The organism is Streptomyces sp. NPDC086549 (genome assembly GCF_044746205.1).
Taxonomy (GTDB): Bacteria; Actinomycetota; Actinomycetes; order Streptomycetales; family Streptomycetaceae; genus Streptomyces.
In genome coordinates, this window is the sequence record NZ_JBIVBS010000001.1 from 277,404 (window position 1) to 297,453 (window position 20,050).

The 20,050-nt window shown below is 70.5% G+C and carries 18 protein-coding genes; 6 read left to right on the top strand and 12 right to left on the bottom strand.

What is annotated here, in order from left to right:
- The first annotated feature begins 112 nt into the window (after positions 1–112).
- The 4 genes from ACIPSA_RS01295 to ACIPSA_RS01310 all read left to right on the top strand — a co-directional run bounded on the left by ACIPSA_RS01295 (position 113) and on the right by ACIPSA_RS01310 (position 4,866).
- Positions 113–1,438 (top strand): DUF2252 domain-containing protein, encoded by a 1,326-nt coding sequence (locus ACIPSA_RS01295; protein WP_402627350.1) that lies wholly within the window; start codon positions 113–115, stop codon positions 1,436–1,438.
- A gap of 78 nt (positions 1,439–1,516) precedes the next feature.
- Positions 1,517–2,206 carry a hypothetical protein gene (locus ACIPSA_RS01300; RefSeq protein WP_402627353.1) on the top strand — a complete coding sequence of 230 codons (690 nt, stop codon included), beginning with the start codon at positions 1,517–1,519 and terminating at the stop codon, positions 2,204–2,206.
- A gap of 66 nt (positions 2,207–2,272) precedes the next feature.
- Entirely contained in the window at positions 2,273–3,112 is an 840-nt protein-coding gene (locus tag ACIPSA_RS01305) for a thioredoxin domain-containing protein (protein ID WP_402627355.1), read from the top strand.
- Positions 3,113–3,204: 92 nt separating this feature from the next.
- Positions 3,205–4,866, top strand: coding sequence for an alkaline phosphatase D family protein (locus tag ACIPSA_RS01310; protein ID WP_402627357.1), 1,662 nt, complete (start codon positions 3,205–3,207; stop codon positions 4,864–4,866).
- Between the two features lie 7 nt (positions 4,867–4,873).
- Here ACIPSA_RS01310 and ACIPSA_RS01315 read toward each other — a convergent pair whose 3' ends face one another.
- On the bottom strand, positions 4,874–5,443 hold the full coding sequence (locus tag ACIPSA_RS01315) for a dienelactone hydrolase family protein (RefSeq protein WP_402627360.1): 570 nt from the start codon (positions 5,441–5,443) through the stop codon (positions 4,874–4,876).
- Positions 5,444–5,562: 119 nt separating this feature from the next.
- On the opposite strand from ACIPSA_RS01315, the gene ACIPSA_RS01320 reads away from it, so the two are divergent.
- Positions 5,563–6,666, top strand: coding sequence for a mechanosensitive ion channel family protein (locus ACIPSA_RS01320; protein WP_402627363.1), 1,104 nt, complete (start codon positions 5,563–5,565; stop codon positions 6,664–6,666).
- A 9-nt stretch (positions 6,667–6,675) separates the two neighbouring features.
- Here the strand turns inward: ACIPSA_RS01320 and ACIPSA_RS01325 are convergent, their stop codons facing one another.
- The 6 genes from ACIPSA_RS01325 to ACIPSA_RS01350 all read right to left on the bottom strand — a co-directional run bounded on the left by ACIPSA_RS01325 (position 6,676) and on the right by ACIPSA_RS01350 (position 12,629).
- On the bottom strand, positions 6,676–7,416 hold the full coding sequence (locus ACIPSA_RS01325; protein ID WP_402627366.1) for an SDR family NAD(P)-dependent oxidoreductase: 741 nt from the start codon (positions 7,414–7,416) through the stop codon (positions 6,676–6,678).
- 120 nt (positions 7,417–7,536) lie between these two features.
- The gene (locus tag ACIPSA_RS01330; RefSeq protein WP_402627369.1) at positions 7,537–9,123 is read right to left on the bottom strand and encodes a Na+/H+ antiporter; all 1,587 of its coding nucleotides are present in this window, start codon (positions 9,121–9,123) and stop codon (positions 7,537–7,539) included.
- An 88-nt stretch (positions 9,124–9,211) separates the two neighbouring features.
- Positions 9,212–9,679 (bottom strand): GNAT family N-acetyltransferase, encoded by a 468-nt coding sequence (locus tag ACIPSA_RS01335; protein ID WP_402627371.1) that lies wholly within the window; start codon positions 9,677–9,679, stop codon positions 9,212–9,214.
- Positions 9,676–10,620, bottom strand: a complete 945-nt coding sequence (locus ACIPSA_RS01340) for an RluA family pseudouridine synthase (protein ID WP_402627374.1) — start codon at positions 10,618–10,620, stop codon at positions 9,676–9,678. The genes ACIPSA_RS01335 and ACIPSA_RS01340 overlap by 4 nt, the downstream gene beginning before the upstream one ends.
- A gap of 52 nt (positions 10,621–10,672) precedes the next feature.
- Positions 10,673–11,284 carry a signal peptidase II gene (gene lspA / locus ACIPSA_RS01345; RefSeq protein WP_402627376.1) on the bottom strand — a complete coding sequence of 204 codons (612 nt, stop codon included), beginning with the start codon at positions 11,282–11,284 and terminating at the stop codon, positions 10,673–10,675.
- Between the two features lie 67 nt (positions 11,285–11,351).
- Positions 11,352–12,629, bottom strand: coding sequence for a TraR/DksA C4-type zinc finger protein (locus ACIPSA_RS01350; RefSeq protein ID WP_402627379.1), 1,278 nt, complete (start codon positions 12,627–12,629; stop codon positions 11,352–11,354).
- Positions 12,630–13,232: 603 nt separating this feature from the next.
- On the opposite strand from ACIPSA_RS01350, the gene ileS reads away from it, so the two are divergent.
- Positions 13,233–16,370, top strand: a complete 3,138-nt coding sequence (ileS, locus tag ACIPSA_RS01355; RefSeq protein ID WP_402627382.1) for an isoleucine--tRNA ligase — start codon at positions 13,233–13,235, stop codon at positions 16,368–16,370.
- 69 nt (positions 16,371–16,439) lie between these two features.
- Here the strand turns inward: ileS and ACIPSA_RS01360 are convergent, their stop codons facing one another.
- The 5 genes from ACIPSA_RS01360 to ACIPSA_RS01380 all read right to left on the bottom strand — a co-directional run bounded on the left by ACIPSA_RS01360 (position 16,440) and on the right by ACIPSA_RS01380 (position 20,048).
- Entirely contained in the window at positions 16,440–16,643 is a 204-nt protein-coding gene (locus tag ACIPSA_RS01360) for a hypothetical protein (RefSeq protein ID WP_402627385.1), read from the bottom strand.
- A gap of 289 nt (positions 16,644–16,932) precedes the next feature.
- Positions 16,933–18,159, bottom strand: a complete 1,227-nt coding sequence (locus tag ACIPSA_RS01365) for a DivIVA domain-containing protein (protein WP_402627388.1) — start codon at positions 18,157–18,159, stop codon at positions 16,933–16,935.
- A 52-nt stretch (positions 18,160–18,211) separates the two neighbouring features.
- Entirely contained in the window at positions 18,212–18,496 is a 285-nt protein-coding gene (locus tag ACIPSA_RS01370; protein WP_016435858.1) for a YggT family protein, read from the bottom strand.
- Between the two features lie 62 nt (positions 18,497–18,558).
- Positions 18,559–19,200, bottom strand: coding sequence for a cell division protein SepF (locus ACIPSA_RS01375; RefSeq protein WP_402627391.1), 642 nt, complete (start codon positions 19,198–19,200; stop codon positions 18,559–18,561).
- Between the two features lie 128 nt (positions 19,201–19,328).
- Complete coding sequence (locus ACIPSA_RS01380; protein WP_402627394.1) at positions 19,329–20,048, bottom strand: YggS family pyridoxal phosphate-dependent enzyme; 720 nt, start codon at positions 20,046–20,048, stop codon at positions 19,329–19,331.
- Positions 20,049–20,050 lie beyond the last annotated feature (2 nt).

The window sequence follows — 20,050 nt, forward strand, 5'->3', positions numbered from 1 at the left end:
CCGGGCACTCGCGCGTACCTTCGTCCGTTGGGACAGGTCGGAAGACCCGTCCGGACGGATATCCCGTCCGCCCCATACGTCACGCATCACCTGCACCAGGAGGCACCCAGCGATGTCGGTACCCCAGCTCAAGGACGAGCAGCGCGGCGAGGAGATCCTCGCCGTCTTCGACACCGCCTTCGGCCAGCTCCTTGCCGCCGACCCGGCCGCGTTCCGCGTGAAGTTCCGGAAGATGGCGGCCTCGGCCTTCGCGTTCTACCGGGGCACGGCGGCCCTCTTCTACCACGACCTCGACGCCGAGAAGCGCGGCGGGCCGTACCTGGACGAGCGCACCTCGCGCGTGTGGATCCACGGCGACCTGCACGCCGAGAACTTCGGCACGTACATGGACTCCAACGGCCGCCTGGTCTTCAACGTCAACGACTTCGACGAGGCGTACGTCGGCCCCTTCACCTGGGACCTGAAGCGCTTCGCCGCCTCCGTCGCCCTCATCGGCTACGCGAAGGCACTCAGCGACGAGCAGATCACCGAGCTGGTGCAGGTGTACGCGGGCGCGTACCGCGAGCGCATCCACGCGCTGGCCACCGGTGCCAAGAGGGACGAGGTCCCGCCGTTCACCCTGGACACCGCGCAGGGTCCCCTCCTGGACGCGCTGCGTGACGCCCGCTCGCTGACCCGCTTCGAGCTGCTGGACTCGATGACCGAGATCCGGGACTTCGAGCGCCGCTTCGCGCCGGGCGGCGGCTCCATCGAGCTGGACGCGGCCACCCGCTACAAGGTGCTCGCCGCCTTCGACGGCTACCTGGAGACGCTGCCGGAGACCTCCCTGGCCCACCCGGACTCCTACCGGGTGAAGGACGTCGTGGGCCGCCGCGGCATCGGTATCGGCTCGGCCGGCCTGCCGTCATACAACATCCTCCTGGAGGGCCACAGCGACGCGTTGGAGAACGACGTCGTGATCTACATCAAGCAGGCCCAGACCCCGGCCGTCTCCCGGCACATCACGGACCCGGCGATCCGCGACTACTTCCAGCACGAGGGCCACCGCACGGTGATCTCGCAGCGCGCCCTGCAGGCGCACGCCGACCCGTGGCTGGGCTGGACCGAGCTGGACGGCGCGGGCCAGCTGGTCGCCGAGGTCTCGCCGTACGCCGTGGACCTGGACTGGGGCGACATCGACGACCCGGAGGAGATCGCGACCGTCGTCGCCGACCTCGGCCGGGCCACCGCCACCATGCACGCGGCGGCGGACGACACCTCCGGCGAGTCCCTGGTGCCGTTCTCCACCGAGCGGGCCATCGACGCGGCCATCGCGGCCGACGAGGAGGGCTTCGCGGGCCTGCTGTCCGACTTCGCCCACAGCTACGGCGCACGCGCGCGTGCCGACCACCAGATCTTCGTGGACCTGTTCCGCAACGGCCGGATTCCGGGCCTGTAACCATCAGCACTCGCAGGGGCCTTTTAAGGGACCTTTTAGGGGTCTCTTACATGAGTACGTGACAGACTCTCCCCCGCTATGAACACATCCGGGACCCAGCTCAGAGCCGTGCGCGCGGCGCTGTTCACGGCCTTCGTCGTGACGCTCAGCACCGCGTCGCACGTTCTGCTGTCCCGGGCGCCGCTGCCGTTCACGACGGTGGCCGCGGTCGCCGCCGGCGTCTACGCCACCGCGTACGCGCTGGCGGGCCGCGAGCGCGGCTTCGGCCTCATCGCGGCGCTGCTGATCCCGCTGGAACTGGCCGCCGACACGGTGTTCACCACCGGCCAGCATGCCTGCTACGGCAGGGCGGGCGGCCCGATCGCCGGGCCGCTGCGCGCGGTCGGCCTGGACGTGCTGTGCCGCGGCGGTGCCGTCGGCACCCCGCTGGCCCAGGTGACCGACGGCTCCGGCCACCCCTCCGCGCTGCTCGCGCACGCCGACCCGGCCGCCGCCTGGCTACTGCTCGCCGCGCACGTCGGCGTCGGCCTCCTCGCGGCCGCCTGGCTGCGCCGCGGCGAGCGGGCGCTGACCCAGCTGCTGCGCGCGATGGCCGCGACCACGTTCCGCCCACTGCTGGTGGCGGTGGCCGCGGTGGCGGTACGGCTGGCTCCGGTACGCCGGCTGCCCCGCCCCGCGCCGCGCACGGCCACCGCCCGCGACCTGATCCTCGTGCACTCCCTGGGACGGCGTGGACCGCCGTGCTCCTGGGCGCTCGCCCGCGTCTGAGCACGACCAGTCCCCCACACGTATCCCGCGTACGGCATGTGCGCGTCCCACACGGAGATAACCAACATGAGCAAGCGGAACAGCCAGGATGCAAAGAACGCGGCGCGAGAGCGGCTGCGCCTGGAGCGCGAGAAGCAGGCCAAGCGCGCCAAGGTCAAGCGGCAGGTCATCGTGGCCTGCTCGGTGGTGGCCGTACTGGCCGCCGCGGGCGGCATAGGCTACGCCGTCGTCCAGGCCAACAAGCCCAGCTACTGGGAGGGCCTGAAGGACGCCAAGGTCGTCGCTCCGGCCAACACCACGGGCAGCGACGGCACCACGGTCGTCTTCGGCAAGGACACGGCGAAGAAGACCCTCAAGGTCTACGAGGACCCGCGCTGCCCGGTGTGCGCCTCGTTCGAGCAGACCGTCGGTTCGACGGTGAAGAAGGACATAGACGACGGCAAGTTCAAGGTCCAGTACATCGGCGGCACGTTCCTCGACGGCGACTCGCTGGGCAAAGGCAAGATCGGCTCGCGCGGCGAGGGCTCCAAGAACGCGATGAGCGCGATGGGCGCCGCACTGAACGTCAGCCCGGAGGCGTTCCTCGAGTACAAGACGGCGCTGTACTCGAAGCAGTGGCACCCGGAGGAGACGGACGACAAGTTCAAGAACGACGACTACCTCATCAAGGTCGCGAACACCGTCTCCGCCCTGAAGAACAACACCGCGTTCCAGACCGCGGTGAAGAAGGGCACCTACGACGCCTGGGCCCTTGCCATGTCGAAGACCTGGGACACCAACAAGGACGGCGTGACGGGCACCCCGAGCTTCGTGATGAACGGCAAGCAGCTCACCACCTCCGACGGCAACCCGCCGATGTCGGTGGCCGACTTCAACTCCTTGGTGGACGCGGCCCTCAAGGTCTGACAGCCGGTCAGAGACCTACCGCCGAATGAAGAGCGGGCGAACTTTACGAGTTCGCCCGCTCCCGTTCATACCGATCAGTAACCTGATCGGTCGTGACCAGTCGATACCGATCCTCCGAGGGCACCAACTCCCTCTCGCCCCGCCGCCGTACGGTCGTCAAGGCCGCGGCGGCGACCGCTGTTCTGGCCGGCCCGCTCGCCGCCGCGCTGCCCGCCCGCGCCGCCGACCAGGCCCCCGCCTTCCTGCACGGCGTCGCCTCCGGTGACCCGCTGCCCGACGGCGTCCTGCTGTGGACCCGCGTGACCCCCACCGCCGAGGCGGTACCCGGCTCCGGGCTCGGCCCGGACACCGAGGTGAGCTGGGTCGTCGCCACGGACAAGGCGCTGACGAACATAGTCTCCAAGGGCTCCACGACCGCCACGGCCGCCTCCGACCACACCGTCAAGGCCGACATACGCGGCCTGGCCCCGGCCACCGACTACTGGTTCCGCTTCTCGGCGGGCGGCACCGACTCCCCGGTGGCGCGCACCCGCACCGCGCCGGCGGCGGACGCGGCCGTGTCGGGCCTGCGCTTCGGCGTGGTCTCCTGCGCCAACTGGGAGGCGGGCTACTTCTCCTCCTACCGCCACCTCGCGGCCCGGGGCGACCTCGACGCCTGGCTGCACCTCGGCGACTACATCTACGAGTACGGCACCGGCGAGTACGGCACCCGCGGCACCGTCGTAAGGCAGCACGCGCCCACCCACGAGATCCTCACGCTCGCCGACTACCGCACCCGGCACGGCAAGTACAAGACCGACCCGGACCTGCAGACCCTGCACACCAAGGCACCCGTCATCGCGATCTGGGACGACCACGAGTTCGCCAACGACTCCTGGTCCGGCGGTGCCGAGAACCACACCGAGGGCGCCGAGGGCGCCTGGAGCAACCGTCAGGCGGCCGCCAAGCAGGCCTACTTCGAGTGGATGCCGGTCCGCCCGGCGATCGCCGGCACCACCTACCGCCGGCTGCGCTTCGGCAAGCTCGCCGATCTCTCGCTGCTGGACCTGAGGTCCTTCCGCTCCCAGCAGGTCAAGGTCGGCAACGGCTCGGTCGACGACCCGGACCGCACCATCACCGGGCGCGCGCAACTCGACTGGCTGAAGGCCGGGTTGAAGGCCTCCGACACCACCTGGCGGCTGGTCGGCAACTCGGTGATGATCTCGCCGTTCTCCTTCGGCTCCCTCTCCGCCGACCTGTTCAAGCCGCTCGCCAAGCTGCTCGGGCTGCCGCAGGAGGGCATCGCCGCCAACACCGACCAGTGGGACGGCTACACCGACGACCGCCGCGAACTGCTGGCCCACCTGCGCTCCAACGCCATCGGCAACACCGTCTTCCTGACCGGTGACATCCACATGGCGTGGGCCAACGACGTGCCGGTGGACGCGGGTACCTACCCGCTCTCGGCCTCGGCCGCCACGGAGTTCGTGGTCACCTCGGTCACCTCGGACAACCTCGACGACATCGTCAAGGTCCCCGAGGGCACCCTCACCGCGGTCGCCTCGCCGCTCATCCGCGCCGCCAACCGGCACGTCCACTGGGTCGACACCGACCGCCACGGCTACGGCGTCCTGGACATCACCGCCGACCGCGCGCAGATGGACTACTACGTCCTGTCCGACCGCACGGACGCGAACGCCACCTCGTCCTGGTCGCGTTCGTACCGCACGCGCACCGGCACGCAGAAGGTCGAGCGCACCTACGACCCGGTGTAGCGACCCGCTAGAGCGATTCGAGGAAGCCGAGCGCCACCCGCCAGGTGGCCTCGGCCGCCTCCTCGTCGTAGTCCGGGAGGCCGGGGTCGGTGTAGAGGTGGCCCGCCCCGGCGTATCTGTAGACCTCCACGTCGGCGCCCGCCCTGCCCAGCTGCAGGTACCAGGCGCTCAGCCAGTCGTCCGTCTCGAACGGGTCCGGCTCGGCCACGTGCAGCTGGACCGGCAGGTCGTCCACCGAGGCGTTCGGCGCGATGTCCGACGTGCCGTGCAGGAGCAGCAGTCCCCGCGCCTTGTCGTCGCCGAGGGCCAGGGTCTGCGCGACGGAGGCGCCCAGGGAGAACCCGGCGTACACGAGCCCGCGCTCCGAGTAGGGCGCGGCCGCCAGGACGGCCCGCTTCAGCAGCTCGTCCTTGCCGATCTCCTCGTTGAACGCCATGCCCTCCTCGACCGTCTCGAACGTGCGCCCCTCGAAGAGGTCCGGCGTCCACACCTCGTGCCCCGCCGCCCGCAGGCGGTCCGCCGCCGCGCGCACCGCGGGCCTGAGGCCATAGGTCGAGTGAAAAAGCATGATGTTCATGGGGCCATGGTGCCAGCCCGGTACGACAGCGCCGGCGCCGGACCGCGGACGTCGGCCGTACCCGTCCCGCGCCGGAACACACATGTTCATGACCGCCCGGTGCCGGTTACGTTCGGAGCATGGAGAACGTACTGCGCCCCCTGATCGTGGTCGGCGGCGCCGTCGTCCTGACCCTGCTGATCGGGTGGGCCACGGATCTGCTGCTGCGCAAGGCCGACGAACGGCACAGCGAGACGCCGCTGTGGGGCCTGCTGCGCCGGGCCCGCGTCCCCTACCAGCTGGTGCTGTGCGCGGCCCTGCTCAGAGGCTCCTACGGCCAGGCGAAGCTCCTGGAGGAGCACCGCGTCGGCATCGGCCGGGCACTGACTCTGGTGCTGATCGGGTCGGCGGCCTGGCTGGTGGTCCGCATCGCGGCGGCCGTCGTCGAGACCTCCTACAGCCGCTACGCCCGCGCGCACCGCGACCCGGCCCGGCTCCGCCGGGTCCGCACCCAGGTGTCGCTGATCATGCGTGTGGTCTCGGCGATCGTCGGTGTGGTCGCCGTGGCCGCGATGCTGCTGACGTTCCCCGCGATGCGCGCGGCCGGTGCCTCGCTGCTGGCCTCCGCCGGCATCCTGGGCATCGTCGCCGGTGTCGCCGCCCAGTCCACGCTCGCCAACCTGTTCGCCGGGCTCCAGATCGCCTTCGGCGACATGGTGCGGCTCGGCGACACCGTGGTGGTGGACGGCGAGTGGGGCACCGTCGAGGAGATCACGCTGACCTTCCTGACCGTACGCACCTGGGACGAGCGCCGGATCACCATGCCGGTGTCGTACTTCACCTCCAAACCCTTCGAGAACTGGTCGCGCGGCACCCCGCAGATGACCGGCATCGTCTACTGGCACCTCGACCACTCGGCCCCCGTCGAGGCGATGCGCGAGAAGCTCCGGGACATCCTGCGCGAGTCCCCCGCCTGGGACGGCCGTGACCACGGGCTCGCGGTCACCGACTCCACGCCGAACACCCTGCAGGTACGCGCGCTGGTGACCGCCAAGGACGCGGACGACGTGTGGAAGGTACGGGTCACGGTCCGCGAGCAGATGATCCGCTGGCTGTGCGCGGAGCATCCGTACGCGCTGCCCCGGGTCAACACCGCCGACGCGGTCCTGCCGCCGGGCGGGATCCCGTCCCCCGACGGCGCGGCACACCGCGTGCACGAGCCGCCGCGCACCGGCCGGGGGTGAGACCGGCGCTCAGTGGCCCCGCTCGGCACCCCCGTTGACCTGGATGATCTGCGAGGTGATGTGCCCGGCGCCCGGGGAGGCCAGCCAGTGCAGGGTGGCGGCGACGTCCCCGGGTTCGCCGGCCCGGCCGGTGGACGTCTCCGCGACGAGCCCGTCCCGCCGCGCCTCCTCGATCGGTCCGCCGAAGAAGTCGGTGTCCTCGATGTACCCCGGCGCCACCACGTTCACCGTGATGCCGCGCGGGCCCAGCTGCCGGGCCAGGTCGTGCGCGTACGGGTGGAGGGCGGCCTTGGAGGCCGCGTAGGCCCCGCTGCCGGAGCCCCGGAACGCGGCTATGGAGCTCAGGAACAGCACCCTGCCGCCCGGCTCCGCGAGCCGCTGCTTGAGCGCCTCCGTGAGCAGTACGGCCGTGAGGGTGTTGAGACGGAAGTTGACGGTCCAGTCGTGCGCGACGGCGTCGAGCGGATCTTCGGGCCCGCTCCCGGGCTCCAGTCCCCCGTTGCCTCCGGCGCTGTGGACGAGCACGTCCACGGTGCCCAGCTCCTCGGCGACGAACCGGGCCACGCGCCGCACGTCCGCCGGGTCGCGGAGGTCGGCGGCACAGGTGAGCGCCCCTGGCACCCCGGCCTTCTCCAGCACGTGCGCGCGCCGCCCGAGCAGCAGCACCCGGTCCCCGTCCGCCGCGAAGACCTGCGCCGTCGCGAGCCCGATGCCCGTACCACCACCACTGATCACAATGTTGCGAGCCATGATCCGAGCGTACGAGCGGGGCGACGACCCGGCCTCCGGATATCCACAGCCGCCATACGTTTGTATGACCGCCATTGCGCAGTGCACGTGAGCACCGTCGCACCGTCGCGCAGCGCGGCCTCAGCGGAGGCTCCGCTCGTCCAGATGCCGCAGCACCCGGTCCACGATCTCCGGGTCCGCACCCGGCTCGCTCCGCGCCGCCAGCACCTCGTGCCGAGCCGCGCTGAGCATCTCCCCCTGGATCCGCCGCACCCGTTTCAGCCGCCGGACCCGCTGCTGATGCGCCTCCCGCCGCTCCTCCTCCCCGATGTCCGGACTGATCCGCACCCCGATGTCGAAGGCCCGCCGCAGCATCTGCTCGGACAGTTCCTCCGGCAGGTCCTCGACCTGCTCGATCTCCCGGAGCCTGCGCTTCGCCGCCTTCGCCGCCCGCACGGCCAGCTGCTTCTCGAACTCCTTCTCCCGCTCGTTGTCGGCCCGCACCCCCAGCCGCTTCACCAGCCACGGCAGGGTCAGCCCCTGCAGCACCAGCGTCCCCATGATCACCCCGAACGCGATGAACACGATCTCGTCCCGGTCGGGGAAGGGGGACCCGTCGTCGGTCTTCAGCGGAATGGCCAGCGCCAGTGCCACCGAGGCCACCCCGCGCATCCCCGACCACCACATGACGACGGTCTCGCGCCAGCTCATCGGGATGTCCTCGTCGTAGTCCCGCATGGCGTGCAGCCGCTTGGTCAGCCAGGTGGCGGGGAGCAGCCACAGCAGCCGTACGAGGACCACCACGGCCACGATCGTGGCCGCCCGGCCGAGCATCTCGCCCCACCGCCCGGACGCCGTCCGGATCGCGCTGTGCAGTTCGAGGCCGATCAGCCCGAAGGCGACGCCCGTGACGAGCGTGTCCACGATGTCCCAGAAAGTGTGCCCGGCGAGCCGTGTCATCACGTCGTCGGCGCCCAGGGCGTACTCGGCGAGGAACAGGGCCGTGGTGAGCACGGCGAGCACCCCGGACCCGTGCAGCTGCTCGGCGAGCACGTACGACGCGTACGGCACCAGCAGCGTCAGACCGATCTGCAGGGTCGGGTCCCCGAGCAGGTCGAGCAACTTGTTCGAGCCCCAGCCCATTGCGAGCCCCACGGCCACCGCGACCACCGCGGACAGCACGAGGTCGAGACCGGCCCGCCACGGCGAGAAGGTGCCGCTGACGACGGCGGCGATCGCCACGTGGTACAGCACGATCGCCGTGACGTCGTTGAACAGGCCTTCGCCCTCCAGGATCGACACCAGCCTGCGTGGCAGCCCGAGCTGCCCGGCGACGGCGGTCGCGGCGACCGGGTCGGGCGGGGCGACCAGCGCGCCCAGCGCCAGGGCGGCGGCGATCGGCAGCCCCGGCACGATCGCGCCGGCGACCGCGGCCACGCACGCCGTGGTGACGAACACGAGGGCCACGGCCAGCAGGAAGATCGGCCGCTTGTTGGCCGCGAACTGCCGCCACGAGGTCCGTCTCACCGCCGCGTAGAGCAGCGGCGGCAGCAGCAACGGCAGGATCAGCTCGGGCGGGAAGTTCACGTTCGGCACGAAGGCCGCCACCGCGAGGGCGATCCCGAGCAGTGTCATCAGCACCGGTGCGGGCACCCCGAGCCGGTCCCCCACCGGGACGCTCACCAGGGCCCCCAGCAGCAGCACGAACAACAGCGCCAACTGATCCACGGCCGACGCTCCGGGAGTCGACGATGACACGGCAGGCCTCAAGCCTGCCACGGCCCCCTTCCCACCGGCCTGTCGGCGGACCCGGCCGCTACAGAGCGCGCCGCATCGCCCGGTGCGGGATCCCCGCCTCCGGGTACTCCGGGCCGTACGCCTCGTACCCCAGCCGCTCGTAGAAGGCCAGCGCGTGCGTCTGGGCGTGCAGGTCCACCGCAGTCAGCCCACGCGCGCGTGCCGCCTCCTCGATGGCCCGTACGAGCGCGACGCCGACACCGAGCCCGCGCGCCTCCCGCGCGACGGCGAGCCGCCCCAGCGAGCCCACCGACGGGTCGCCGCCGGTCTTCGAGGCGGCCGCCTCACCGAACAGCAGCCGCCCGGTGCCGAGCGGTACGCCGTCCTCCCGGACGGCCAGCACATGCACGGCCACGGCGTCGTACTCGTCGTACTCGATGTCCTGCGGGACGCCCTGCTCGACGACGAAGACCTCCTTGCGCACCGCGAAGCACGCCTCGCGGTCGGCGGGGTCCTCGGCAATCCGCACGGTGTGGGCGTCGCTCATGCCCAGGTCTCCTCGCGGACCTGGTCCAGGGCCTGCTGAAGGTCCTCGGGGTACTCGCACTCGAACTCGACCCACTGCCCGTCCCCGGGGTGCTCGAAGCCGAGCCGCACCGCGTGCAGCCACTGGCGGGTGAGGCGGAGGCGCTTGGCGAGGGTCGGGTCGGCGCCGTAGGTCAGGTCGCCGACGCACGGGTGGCGGTGGGCGGCCATGTGGACGCGGATCTGGTGGGTGCGGCCCGTCTCCAGCTTCACGTCGAGCAGCGAGGCGGCGCGGAAGGCCTCGATGAGGTCGTAGTGGGTGACCGAGGGCTTGCCGTCGGCCGTGACCGCCCACTTGTAGTCGTGGTTGGGGTGGCGGCCGATGGGCGCGTCGATCGTGCCGCTGGTCGGGTCGGGGTGGCCCTGGACGAGCGTGTGGTAGCGCTTGTCGACCGTGCGCTCCTTGAACTGGCGCTTGAGCGACGTGTACGCGTACTCCGACTTGGCGACCACCATCAGGCCCGACGTACCGACGTCGAGGCGGTGCACGATGCCCTGGCGCTCGGCGGCGCCCGAGGTCGAGATCCGGTAGCCCGCGGCGGCCAGGCCGCCGATCACGGTCGGGCCGGTCCAGCCCGGTGACGGGTGCGCGGCCACGCCGACCGGCTTGACGATCACGACCACGTCGTCGTCGTCGTGCACGATCTCCATGCCCTCGACCGGCTCGGCCACCACCTGCACCGGGGCGGGCGCCCCCGGCATCTCTACCTCCAGCCAGGCGCCGCCGCGCACTCGCTCGGACTTGCCGACCACCGTGCCGTCGACCTGCACCTTGCCTGCTGCGGCCAGCTCGGCCGCCTTCGTACGGGAGAAGCCGAACATGCGGGAGATGGCGGCGTCGACGCGCTCGCCCTCCAGGCCGTCGGGCACGGGCAGGGTACGGATCTCGGGAATCGTGCTCACCCGTCGAGTATGCCGGACGGGTGAGACAGCCCCGTACGAGAGCCCCGCTGCCTCAGTCCTTGTGGACGGTGCCGTCCGGGTCCAGACCGCGGAAGGACAGCAGCACGATCAGGATGCCGCCGCAGACGATCGCCGAGTCGGCCAGGTTGAAGACCGCGAAGCCCTTGGGCGCGATGAAGTCGACGACCTCGCCCCTGAAGATCCCCGGCCAGCGGAAGATCCGGTCGGTGAGGTTGCCCAGGGCGCCGCCGAGCAGCAGACCGAGGGCGATCGCCCAGGGCAGGCTGTAGAGCTTGCGGGCCAGGCGGACGATCACCACGATCACGGCCGCCGCGATCACCGTGAAGATGATCGTGAAGGCCTGTCCGAAGCCGAAGGCCGCACCGGGGTTGCGGAGGGCGTTGAGCTCCAGCCAGTCCCCGACGATCTCGATCGGCGCGTGGTGCTCCAGCTTCGCGACCACGATCATCTTGCTGATGAGGTCGAGGGCGTACGCGAAGGCGGCCACCGCGAACAGCACGGCGATCCGGCGCCTGCCCCGGGGCCGCTCGGCCGCGGCCGCCCCGGACGCCCCGGAGACGCCGGGCGCTCCGGCCACCGCCGCCTTCTCGTCCCTGTCGTCCGGGATGTCCGGCATACCGATGATGCGCTCCGCCTCTGCCACGTGAGTCCCTCAACCTAGGTGCCTGACTGAGGACGAGACTACGGCACGCCCCGGACGACCCACATGCTCAGGAGCGGCGTTCCTGCTTCTGCTTGCACTCCATGCACAGGGTGGCGCGCGGGAAGGCCTGCATCCGGGCCTTGCCGATGGGGTTGCCGCAGTTCTCGCACAGGCCGTAGGTGCCCGCGTCCAGGCGTTCCAGGGCGCGCTCGGTCTGGATGAGCATCTCGCGCGCGTTGGCGGCCAGGGCCATCTCGTGCTCGCGCGTGATGTTCTTGGTGCCGGTGTCCGCCTGGTCGTCGCCCGCGCCGTCCCCGGAGTCCCGCATCAGGCCGACGATGGACTCCTCGGACGAGGTGATCTCGGCGCGCAGCCGCACGTCCTCGGACTGCAGCTCCGCGCGCGCCTCCTCGACCTGCTCGTGCGTCCAGGGGTCCTCCCCGGGGCGCACCGCGAGCTCGCCGGGCTCCACCGCGGCAACCCGCGCCTTGGGGACGGCGGTCTTCGCCGCCGTGGCCGTGCCAGGAGTCTTCTTCGCAACCACCGTCGTGGCTCCCGTCTGCTCCGCGGCCCGCGCCGCGCCCGCTTTCTTGGCCGTGCTCTTCTTGGCCGCCCTCTTGGCGGAGGTGCTCTCGGCACCCTCCTTCTCCGCGGCCGCCCGCTTGGCCACGGTCTTCTTCGCGGTGGCCCTGCCGGTCACCGCCTCTTCGGACACCGCCTCCTTCGTGGCCGCCCTCCCGGCGGCCGCCCTCTTCGTCGGCCTCTCCTGGGGGGCCTGAGGGGCCTTGGGAGCCGCCTTCTCCGCAGTGGACCTCTTGGCGGCGGGCTTCTTCGCGGCCTCCCCCTCGGCGGCCTCCTCGGCGGCCCTCGCGACGGCAGCCGCCTTCCCGGTGGTGGCCTTCTTGGACGTGCTGTTCCTGGACGTGCTGTTCCTGGACGTGCCCTTCGCGGCCGCCATCTTCCCCGCCGCCGCCCTGCGGCCCGTCTCTCCCTCGCCCCTCTCCCCCTCGACCGCCTTCCCGGCAGGAGCCGCTCTCGAAGCCGTCGCCTTCTTGACGGCGCCCTTCTTCACGGCGCTCTTCCCGCCGCCGGCCTTCGCCGTGGCCGCTCCCCCACCGGCCGCGCCGCTCCCGTCGACATCGGCCGGCCTCACCGTCTTCACCGGTTTCACCGGCTTCGCCGGCTTCACGGAGTTCGCAGTCCGCGACGCGGCACCTCCCTGCGTGCTCTTCTTCCCCCCTATGCCCCTGGCCGTACCGTCGGCGGCATCAGCAGCGCCGGAGGCCGCCGCGCCCCTGGATCTGCTGGACGCCGCCTGCTGTACGGCGGTCTCTTTCACCACCATGGCCGCGGCCCCTTCACATATTGTGACCTTGCACGCGAATCGTGCTGGGACGATAAATCGACTTGAGTCCCGCGGCAACGGGGCACGCCGCCCGAATCGCCCGCCCCGCGCCCCCGCACGGCAGGGATGCATGCGTTGTGCCCAGCTCCCCGCCGGGTAATCCGTCTGGCCGGGCATCCCAGGATGCGAACACACGTACCTCGCCATTCGGGTCATCTCGGCAGCGGCCGGACCGCCGGACCCCAGAGCCCGAAAACCGGTCGGCCGCTGTCCCCGGGGCGCCGTACACTGGGCGGAGCGAAAAGCGTGGATGGGGACGAGTAGCGACGTACGCAGCCCAGAGCGACCCGGGGACGGTGGAAGCCCGGGGGCGAGCGCGACGTGAAGATCACCCCGGAGCCGCCGGAAGAAAGCCCCCGGAACAGCACCAGGGGCCGCTAGAACCGGTATCGCGACCCCAATGAGGGGGCTCACCGGCGCGTACGGCGCACGGGGAGCCAAGGAGGGTGGTACCGCGGGAGCGCGCCGCACACGGCGTACGTAGCACATACGGCTCTCGTCCCTCCGACGGAAGGCAGCAAGTCCGTTGGAGGAAGCTCGCAGATGACAGCGCCGACGTACCGCCAGGTACCCGCCCAGGTCGACCTGCCCGCGCTCGAGCACGCGGTGCTCGACTTCTGGCGCGATCAGAAGATCTTCGCCAAGAGCCTGGAACAGTCCGAGGGCCGCCCGGAGTGGGTGTTCTACGAGGGCCCGCCCACCGCGAACGGCATGCCCGGCGCCCACCACATCGAGGCGCGGGTCTTCAAGGACGTCTTCCCCCGCTTCCGCACCATGCGCGGCTACCACGTGGCCCGCAAGGCGGGCTGGGACTGCCACGGCCTGCCCGTGGAGCTCACGGTCGAGAAGGAGCTGGGCTTCAGCGGCAAGCAGGACATCGAGGCGTACGGCATCGCCGAGTTCAACGCCAAGTGCCGCGACTCCGTGCTGCGCCATACCGACGCCTTCAAAGAGCTCACGACCCGCATGGGCTACTGGGTCGACCTCGACGACGCCTACGTCACGATGGACCCCGAGTACATCGAGTCGGTCTGGTGGTCGCTGAAGGAGATCTTCAACAAGGGCCTGCTGGTCCAGGACCACCGCGTCGCCCCCTGGTGCCCGCGCTGCGGCACCGGCCTGTCGGACCACGAGCTCGCCCAGGGCTACGAGACGGTCGTCGACCCGTCCGTGTACGTCCGTTTCCCGCTCACCTCCGGTCCGCTCGCCGGCCAGGCCTCGCTCCTGGTGTGGACGACGACCCCCTGGACCCTGGTCTCCAACACGGCGGTCGCCGCGCACCCCGAGGTCACCTACGTCGTCGCGACCGACGGCGAGGAGAAGCTCGTCGTCGCCGAGCCGCTCGTCGAGAAGGCGCTCGGCGAGGGCTGGGAGCGCACGGGCCAGACCTTCACGGGCGCCGAGATGGAGCGCTGGACGTATCAACGTCCGTTCGAGCTCGTGGAGTTCCCGGAGCCCGCCCACTTCGTGGTGAACGCCGAGTACGTCACGACCGAGGACGGCACGGGTCTGGTCCACCAGTCCCCCGCCTTCGGTGAGGACGACCTCAAGGTCTGCCGGGCGTACGGTCTGCCGGTGATCAACCCGGTCCGCCCGGACGGCACCTTCGAGGAGGACGTCCCGCTGGTAGGCGGCATCTTCTTCAAGAAGGCGGACGAAAAGCTCACCGAGGACCTCCAGCAGCGCGGCCGGCTCTTCAAGCACCTGCCGTACGAGCACAGCTACCCGCACTGCTGGCGCTGCCACACCGCGCTCCTCTACTACGCGCAGCCGTCCTGGTACATCCGCACGACGGCCGTCAAGGACCGCCTCCTCGAAGAGAACGAGAAGACCAACTGGTTCCCGGAGACGGTCAAGCACGGCCGCTTCGGCGACTGGCTGAACAACAACATCGACTGGGCGCTGTCCCGCAACCGCTACTGGGGCACCCCGCTGCCCATCTGGCGCTGCGAGGACGACCACCTCACCGTCGTGGGCTCCCGCGCGGAGCTGACCGAGCTGACCGGCACCGACCAGTCCCAGCTGGACCCGCACCGCCCGTTCATCGACGACGTCACCTTCGACTGCCCGCAGTGCGCGAAGACGGCCACGCGCGTGCCGGAGGTCATCGACGCCTGGTACGACTCGGGATCGATGCCGTTCGCGCAGTGGGGCTACCCGTACAAGAACAAGGAGCTGTTCGAGAGCCGCTACCCGGCGCAGTTCATCTCCGAGGCGATCGACCAGACCCGCGGCTGGTTCTACACGCTGATGGCCGTCGGCACGCTGGTCTTCGACAAGTCGTCGTACGAGAACGTCGTGTGCCTGGGCCACATCCTCGCCGAGGACGGCCGCAAGATGTCCAAGCACCTGGGCAACATCCTGCAGCCGATCCCGCTCATGGACCAGCACGGCGCCGACGCGGTCCGCTGGTTCATGGCGGCCGGCGGCTCCCCCTGGGCGGCCCGCCGGGTCGGCCACGGCACCATCCAGGAGGTCGTCCGCAAGACGCTCCTCACGTACTGGAACACGGTCGCCTTCCAGGCCCTGTACGCCCGTACGTCGAACTGGGCGCCCAGCGAGGCCGACCCGGACCCGGCCGACCGCCCGGTCCTGGACCGCTGGCTCCTCTCCGAACTGCACGCGCTCACCGACCAGGTGACGCAGGCGCTGGAGGCGTACGACACGCAGCGCGCCGGCAAGCTCCTGTCGGCGTTCGTCGACGACCTGTCGAACTGGTACGTCCGCCGCTCGCGCCGCCGCTTCTGGCAGGGCGACAAGGCCGCGCTGCGCACGCTGCACGAGGTCGTCGAGACGGTCACCAAGCTGATGGCCCCGCTGACCCCGTTCATCACCGAGCGGGTCTGGCAGGACCTGGTCGTTCCCGTGACCCCGGGCGCCCCGGACTCCGTCCACCTGGCCTCCTGGCCGGAGGCCGACCTGTCCGCCATCGACCCGGAACTGTCGAAGCAGATGGTCATGGTCCGCCGCCTGGTGGAGCTGGGCCGCGCCACGCGCGCGGAGTCGGGCGTCAAGACCCGCCAGCCGCTCTCCCGTGCCCTGGTGGCGGTCGCGGGCTTCGACTCCCTCGACCCTGAACTACACACGCAGATCACGGAGGAGCTGAACGTCAGCTCCCTGGCGTCGCTGTCCGAGGTAGGCGGCTCCCTGGTGGACACCACGGCCAAGGCGAACTTCCGCGCCCTGGGCAAGCGGTTCGGCAAGCGGGTCCAGGAGGTGGCCAAGGCCATCGCCGCCGCCGACGCGGCCGCGCTGTCCCTGGCGCTGCGCGAGGGCACGGCGTCGGTGGAGGTCGACGGCGAGACGGTCGCGCTCGCCCCGGACGAGGTGATCATCACTGAGACCCCGCGCGAGGGCTGGTCGGTGGCGTCCGACTCCGGCGCCACGGTCGCCCTCGACCTGGAGATCACGGAGGAGCTGCGGCAGGCGGGCCTGGCCCGTGACGCGATCCGGCTGATCCAGGAGGCCCGCAAGAACAGCGGCCTCGACGTCGCCGACCGCATCGCGCTGCGCTGGACCTCAACTGACCCGGCGGTCATCGCGGCCCTGAGCGAGCACACCGGACTGATCTCCGACGAGGTCCTGGCGACCGACTTCGCCCAGGGTGAGGCGGACGGCACCTACGGTGAGCCCTTCACCGACGAGGGCCTGTCGCTCACGTTCCGTCTGCGCAAGGCATAAGCGACGCGGCTGCTCGGGGCCCGGTCCTCCTACGGGGGCCGGGCCCCGACCCGTGTCGGACACTCCCGCTCAGCCCAGTGCGTCCAGCCCCGGTGACTCCAGCAGCCGCCGACCCGGGGGACGGATCACCAACACCGCGCCCTCCGCGAAGTCGCCGAGGCTCTCGCCGATCACGAACCCGCCCGCGGTGAGTACGGCGCTGATCGCCTCGGTCATAGCCCCGTAGACCGCGCGTATGTGCCCGAAGACGGGGTCGTCGGACCGCTGCTCCATGGCACAGCGCATCCCGGCCACCCGCAGCACCGGCGCCGGACGCCATCCGACATGGGCCCCACCCGCCTCGTACGTCCCCGCCTCGCACGCTCCGCCTCCCGGCGCCGCGGCCTCTCGGTGCCGGCCTGCCGGTAACCGTTGAACTCGTGATCCCCCACGGCCGGCACACGGCAACCCCCGCCGACACCACCCTCAACACGCGTAAAAAGGGCGGGGCCCCGGACCGAAGTCCGGGGCCCCGCCCTGAACGCTGCCGACGCCTACGGCGTACTACTGACCATGCCGACCGTCAGTTGTCGTCCTCGTCGATCAGAAACCCGCGCATCGGCGAGGGAGCCTGGCCCATCGGGGACGGACCCTGCGGACGGACGGGAGCCATCGGCTGGGTCATCGCCGGGGTCATCTGCTGCTGGCCGCCGTAGGACGGAGCAGGCGGGGCCGGAGGGCCACCCATCGGCTGGTTGCCGCCGTAGGACGGGGCACTCGCGCCTGCCGGAGCCATGGAAGGCGCCGGGGACGGCGGCAGAGAGGCCGTGGCCGGGGTACGCGGCGGGGCGAGCGAGTCGTCGGCCTGGGTCTCCAGCTGACGCAGCTGCGACTCCAGGTACGACTTCAGGCGCGTGCGGTACTCGCGCTCGAAGCCACGCAGGTCCTCGACCTTGCGCTCCAGCGTGGCGCGGGCGGACTCCAGGGAGCCCATCGCGACACGGTGCTTCTCCTGCGCGTCCCGCTCCAGGGCGTCGGCCTTGGCACGGGCGTCACGCTCCAGACCCTCGGCGCGGCTGCGGGCCTCGCCGACGATCTTGTTCGCCTCGGAGCGGGCCTCGGCGATCGCCTGGTCGGCGGTCTGCTGGGCCAGCGAGAGGACACGGGCGGCGCTGTCGCCACCGGGGCCCTGACCGGGGCCGCCCATCGGACCGCCCATGGGGCCGCCCATCGGACCGCCCATCTGCTGCGGCATGGGGGGCTGACCACCCATCGGACCCTGGCCCATACCCTGGCCCATACCCTGACCCATGCCGGGGCCCTGACCCATGCCGGGACCCTGGCCCATCGGACCCTGACCCATCGGACCCTGACCCATCGGACCCTGACCCATCGGACCCTGACCCATGGGGCCCTGACCCATCGGACCGCCCTGGCCGCTGGGACCGGCAGGCAGCTGCGGAGCACCGCTGGGCAGCTGGGGCGGACCACCCATGGGGCCACCCATCTGCTGCTGCGGCGGGCCCGATATGCCGGCGGGCACCGGAGCGCCGGGACCTCGCATCCCCTGCTGAGGCATGCCGGGAGGCCCATCCTGCTCCGGAGGTTTGCGCATGTTCTGCTGGTTCTGGGCAGCAGCACGCGTGGCTGCGGCCAGCTTGGCGCGCAGGTCCTCGTTTTCGCGGAGCAGGCGGGTCAGCTCGGCTTCGACCTCGTCGAGGAAGGCATCGACCTCGTCCTCGTCATAGCCTTCTCGGAGGCGGACGGTCGTGAACTGCTTGTTCCGCACGTCCTCGGGGGTCAACGGCATCTCTTCACCTCAACGTAGTCGTCGGCATCGGCAAGACGGTAGTTCACATCGCTCACAGCCGGCTCACGATCGAGATCAGGATGTAAACAATGATCATCAGTACGAAGAAGGACAGGTCGAGCGCCACGCCCCCGAGACGCAGCGGCGGAATGAACCGCCGCAGAAGCTTGAGCGGTGGATCGGTGACAGTGTAGGTGGCCTCCAGAACGACCACCATCGCCTTGCCGGGTTGCCACGAGCGGGCGAACTGGAAGACGTAGTCCATGACCAACCGGAAGATGAGCACGATGAGGAAGCACATCAGCGCGATATAGATGACATCCAGGACCACGCTCATGACCCGTGCTTCCCTCTCCCCTGTTTCCGTACTGCTGGTACTGCTGTTTCCGGTCTTGCGTCTCAGCTCTGGTTGAAGAACCCGCCCTCTGCGATGCGGGCCTTGTCCTCCGCCGTGACATCGACGTTAGCAGGCGACAACAGAAACACCTTCTGCGTCACCCGCTCGATGCTGCCGTGAAGACCAAACACCAAACCAGCCGCAAAGTCGACAAGTCGCTTCGCGTCTGTGTCGTCCATCTCAGTCAGATTCATGATCACCGGGGTGCCCTCCCGGAAGTGTTCCCCGATGGTACGGGCCTCGTTGTAGGTCCGGGGGTGAAGCGTGGTGATCCGGTAAGGCTCTCGTTCCGACACGACCTTGGGCATGATCACCGGTGCGTTCTTCTCCAGGGACTGGCGTTCTTGTGTGATGGACGCCACGGGCGCGATGCGCGCCGGGCGTCCGGATTCCGCGGGCAGCGAAGCCGAACGGGAGACCGGGTCGCGCTGCGCGGGGGGTTGCACCACTCGCACCGATTCGTCCCTCTGGGGCTGGTGTGAGCCGTGCGACTGGTGTGACGGCTCGTGCCGCCGGTGGTCCCGCTCCGGCTCCGGGTCCAGTTCGGGCTCGAAGTCGTCGTCGGGGTCGAATCCGCGGCCGTCGTACCCGTCGTCCTCCACGAGGCCGAGGTAGACCGCCATCTTGCGCATCGCGCCGGCCATTCTCTGAGTCCTCCGCTCTGTGGTGGATCGACTGACGACTGCCAAGTCCCTGCGATCCACGAGGTCGTTGTGCCCGCTTTCTGCGGCATTGACCATATTTTCTGCTGTGGTCCGACTTCCTGGCGACGTTACCCGAGCCTGGGGCGGACTCCGAGTACCGCGGTACCGACGCGCACATGTGTCGCTCCGGCCGCCACGGCCTGTTCGAGGTCCGCACTCATCCCTGCAGAGACCATGTTCGCAGCAGGATGGACTCGGCGCAGGTCGGTCGACAAATCCATCAGCCGCTCGAACGCCGCCTGTTGACGTCCGGCATACTCCCCGGTGAGCGGGGCGACGGTCATCAGCCCGTCGAGCCGCAGCCCCGGAGCCCGGGAGACAAGGTCGGCCAACTCTTCGATTCCGCCGGGCCCCACGCCGCCTCGCTCCCCTCTTCCCGCCGCGCCCGCGTCAAGTGCCACCTGAATGAGGCACCCCACCTCGCGTCCCGCCCGCTCCGCCTCCCCCGACAGAGCCGTGACGAGCCTGGAACGGTCGACGGACTGCACGACATCCGCGTAACCGACCACGGATCGCACCTTGTTGGTCTGCAATTGACCGACAAAGTGCCAATTAAGGGGCAGATCCGAGCAAGCGGCGGCCTTGGGCGCCGCGTCCTGGTCCCGGTTCTCGGCCACGTGGCGCACACCGAGCTCCGACAGGATCCGCACATCGCTCGCCGGGTAGGTCTTGGTGACCACGATCAGGGTCACTTCCTCCCGCTCACGCCCGGCGGCCGCGCACGCGGCGGCGATGCGCTCCTCCACCTTCGCCAGATTTCCGGCGAGTTCACCCGTACGGTCCGTCATGT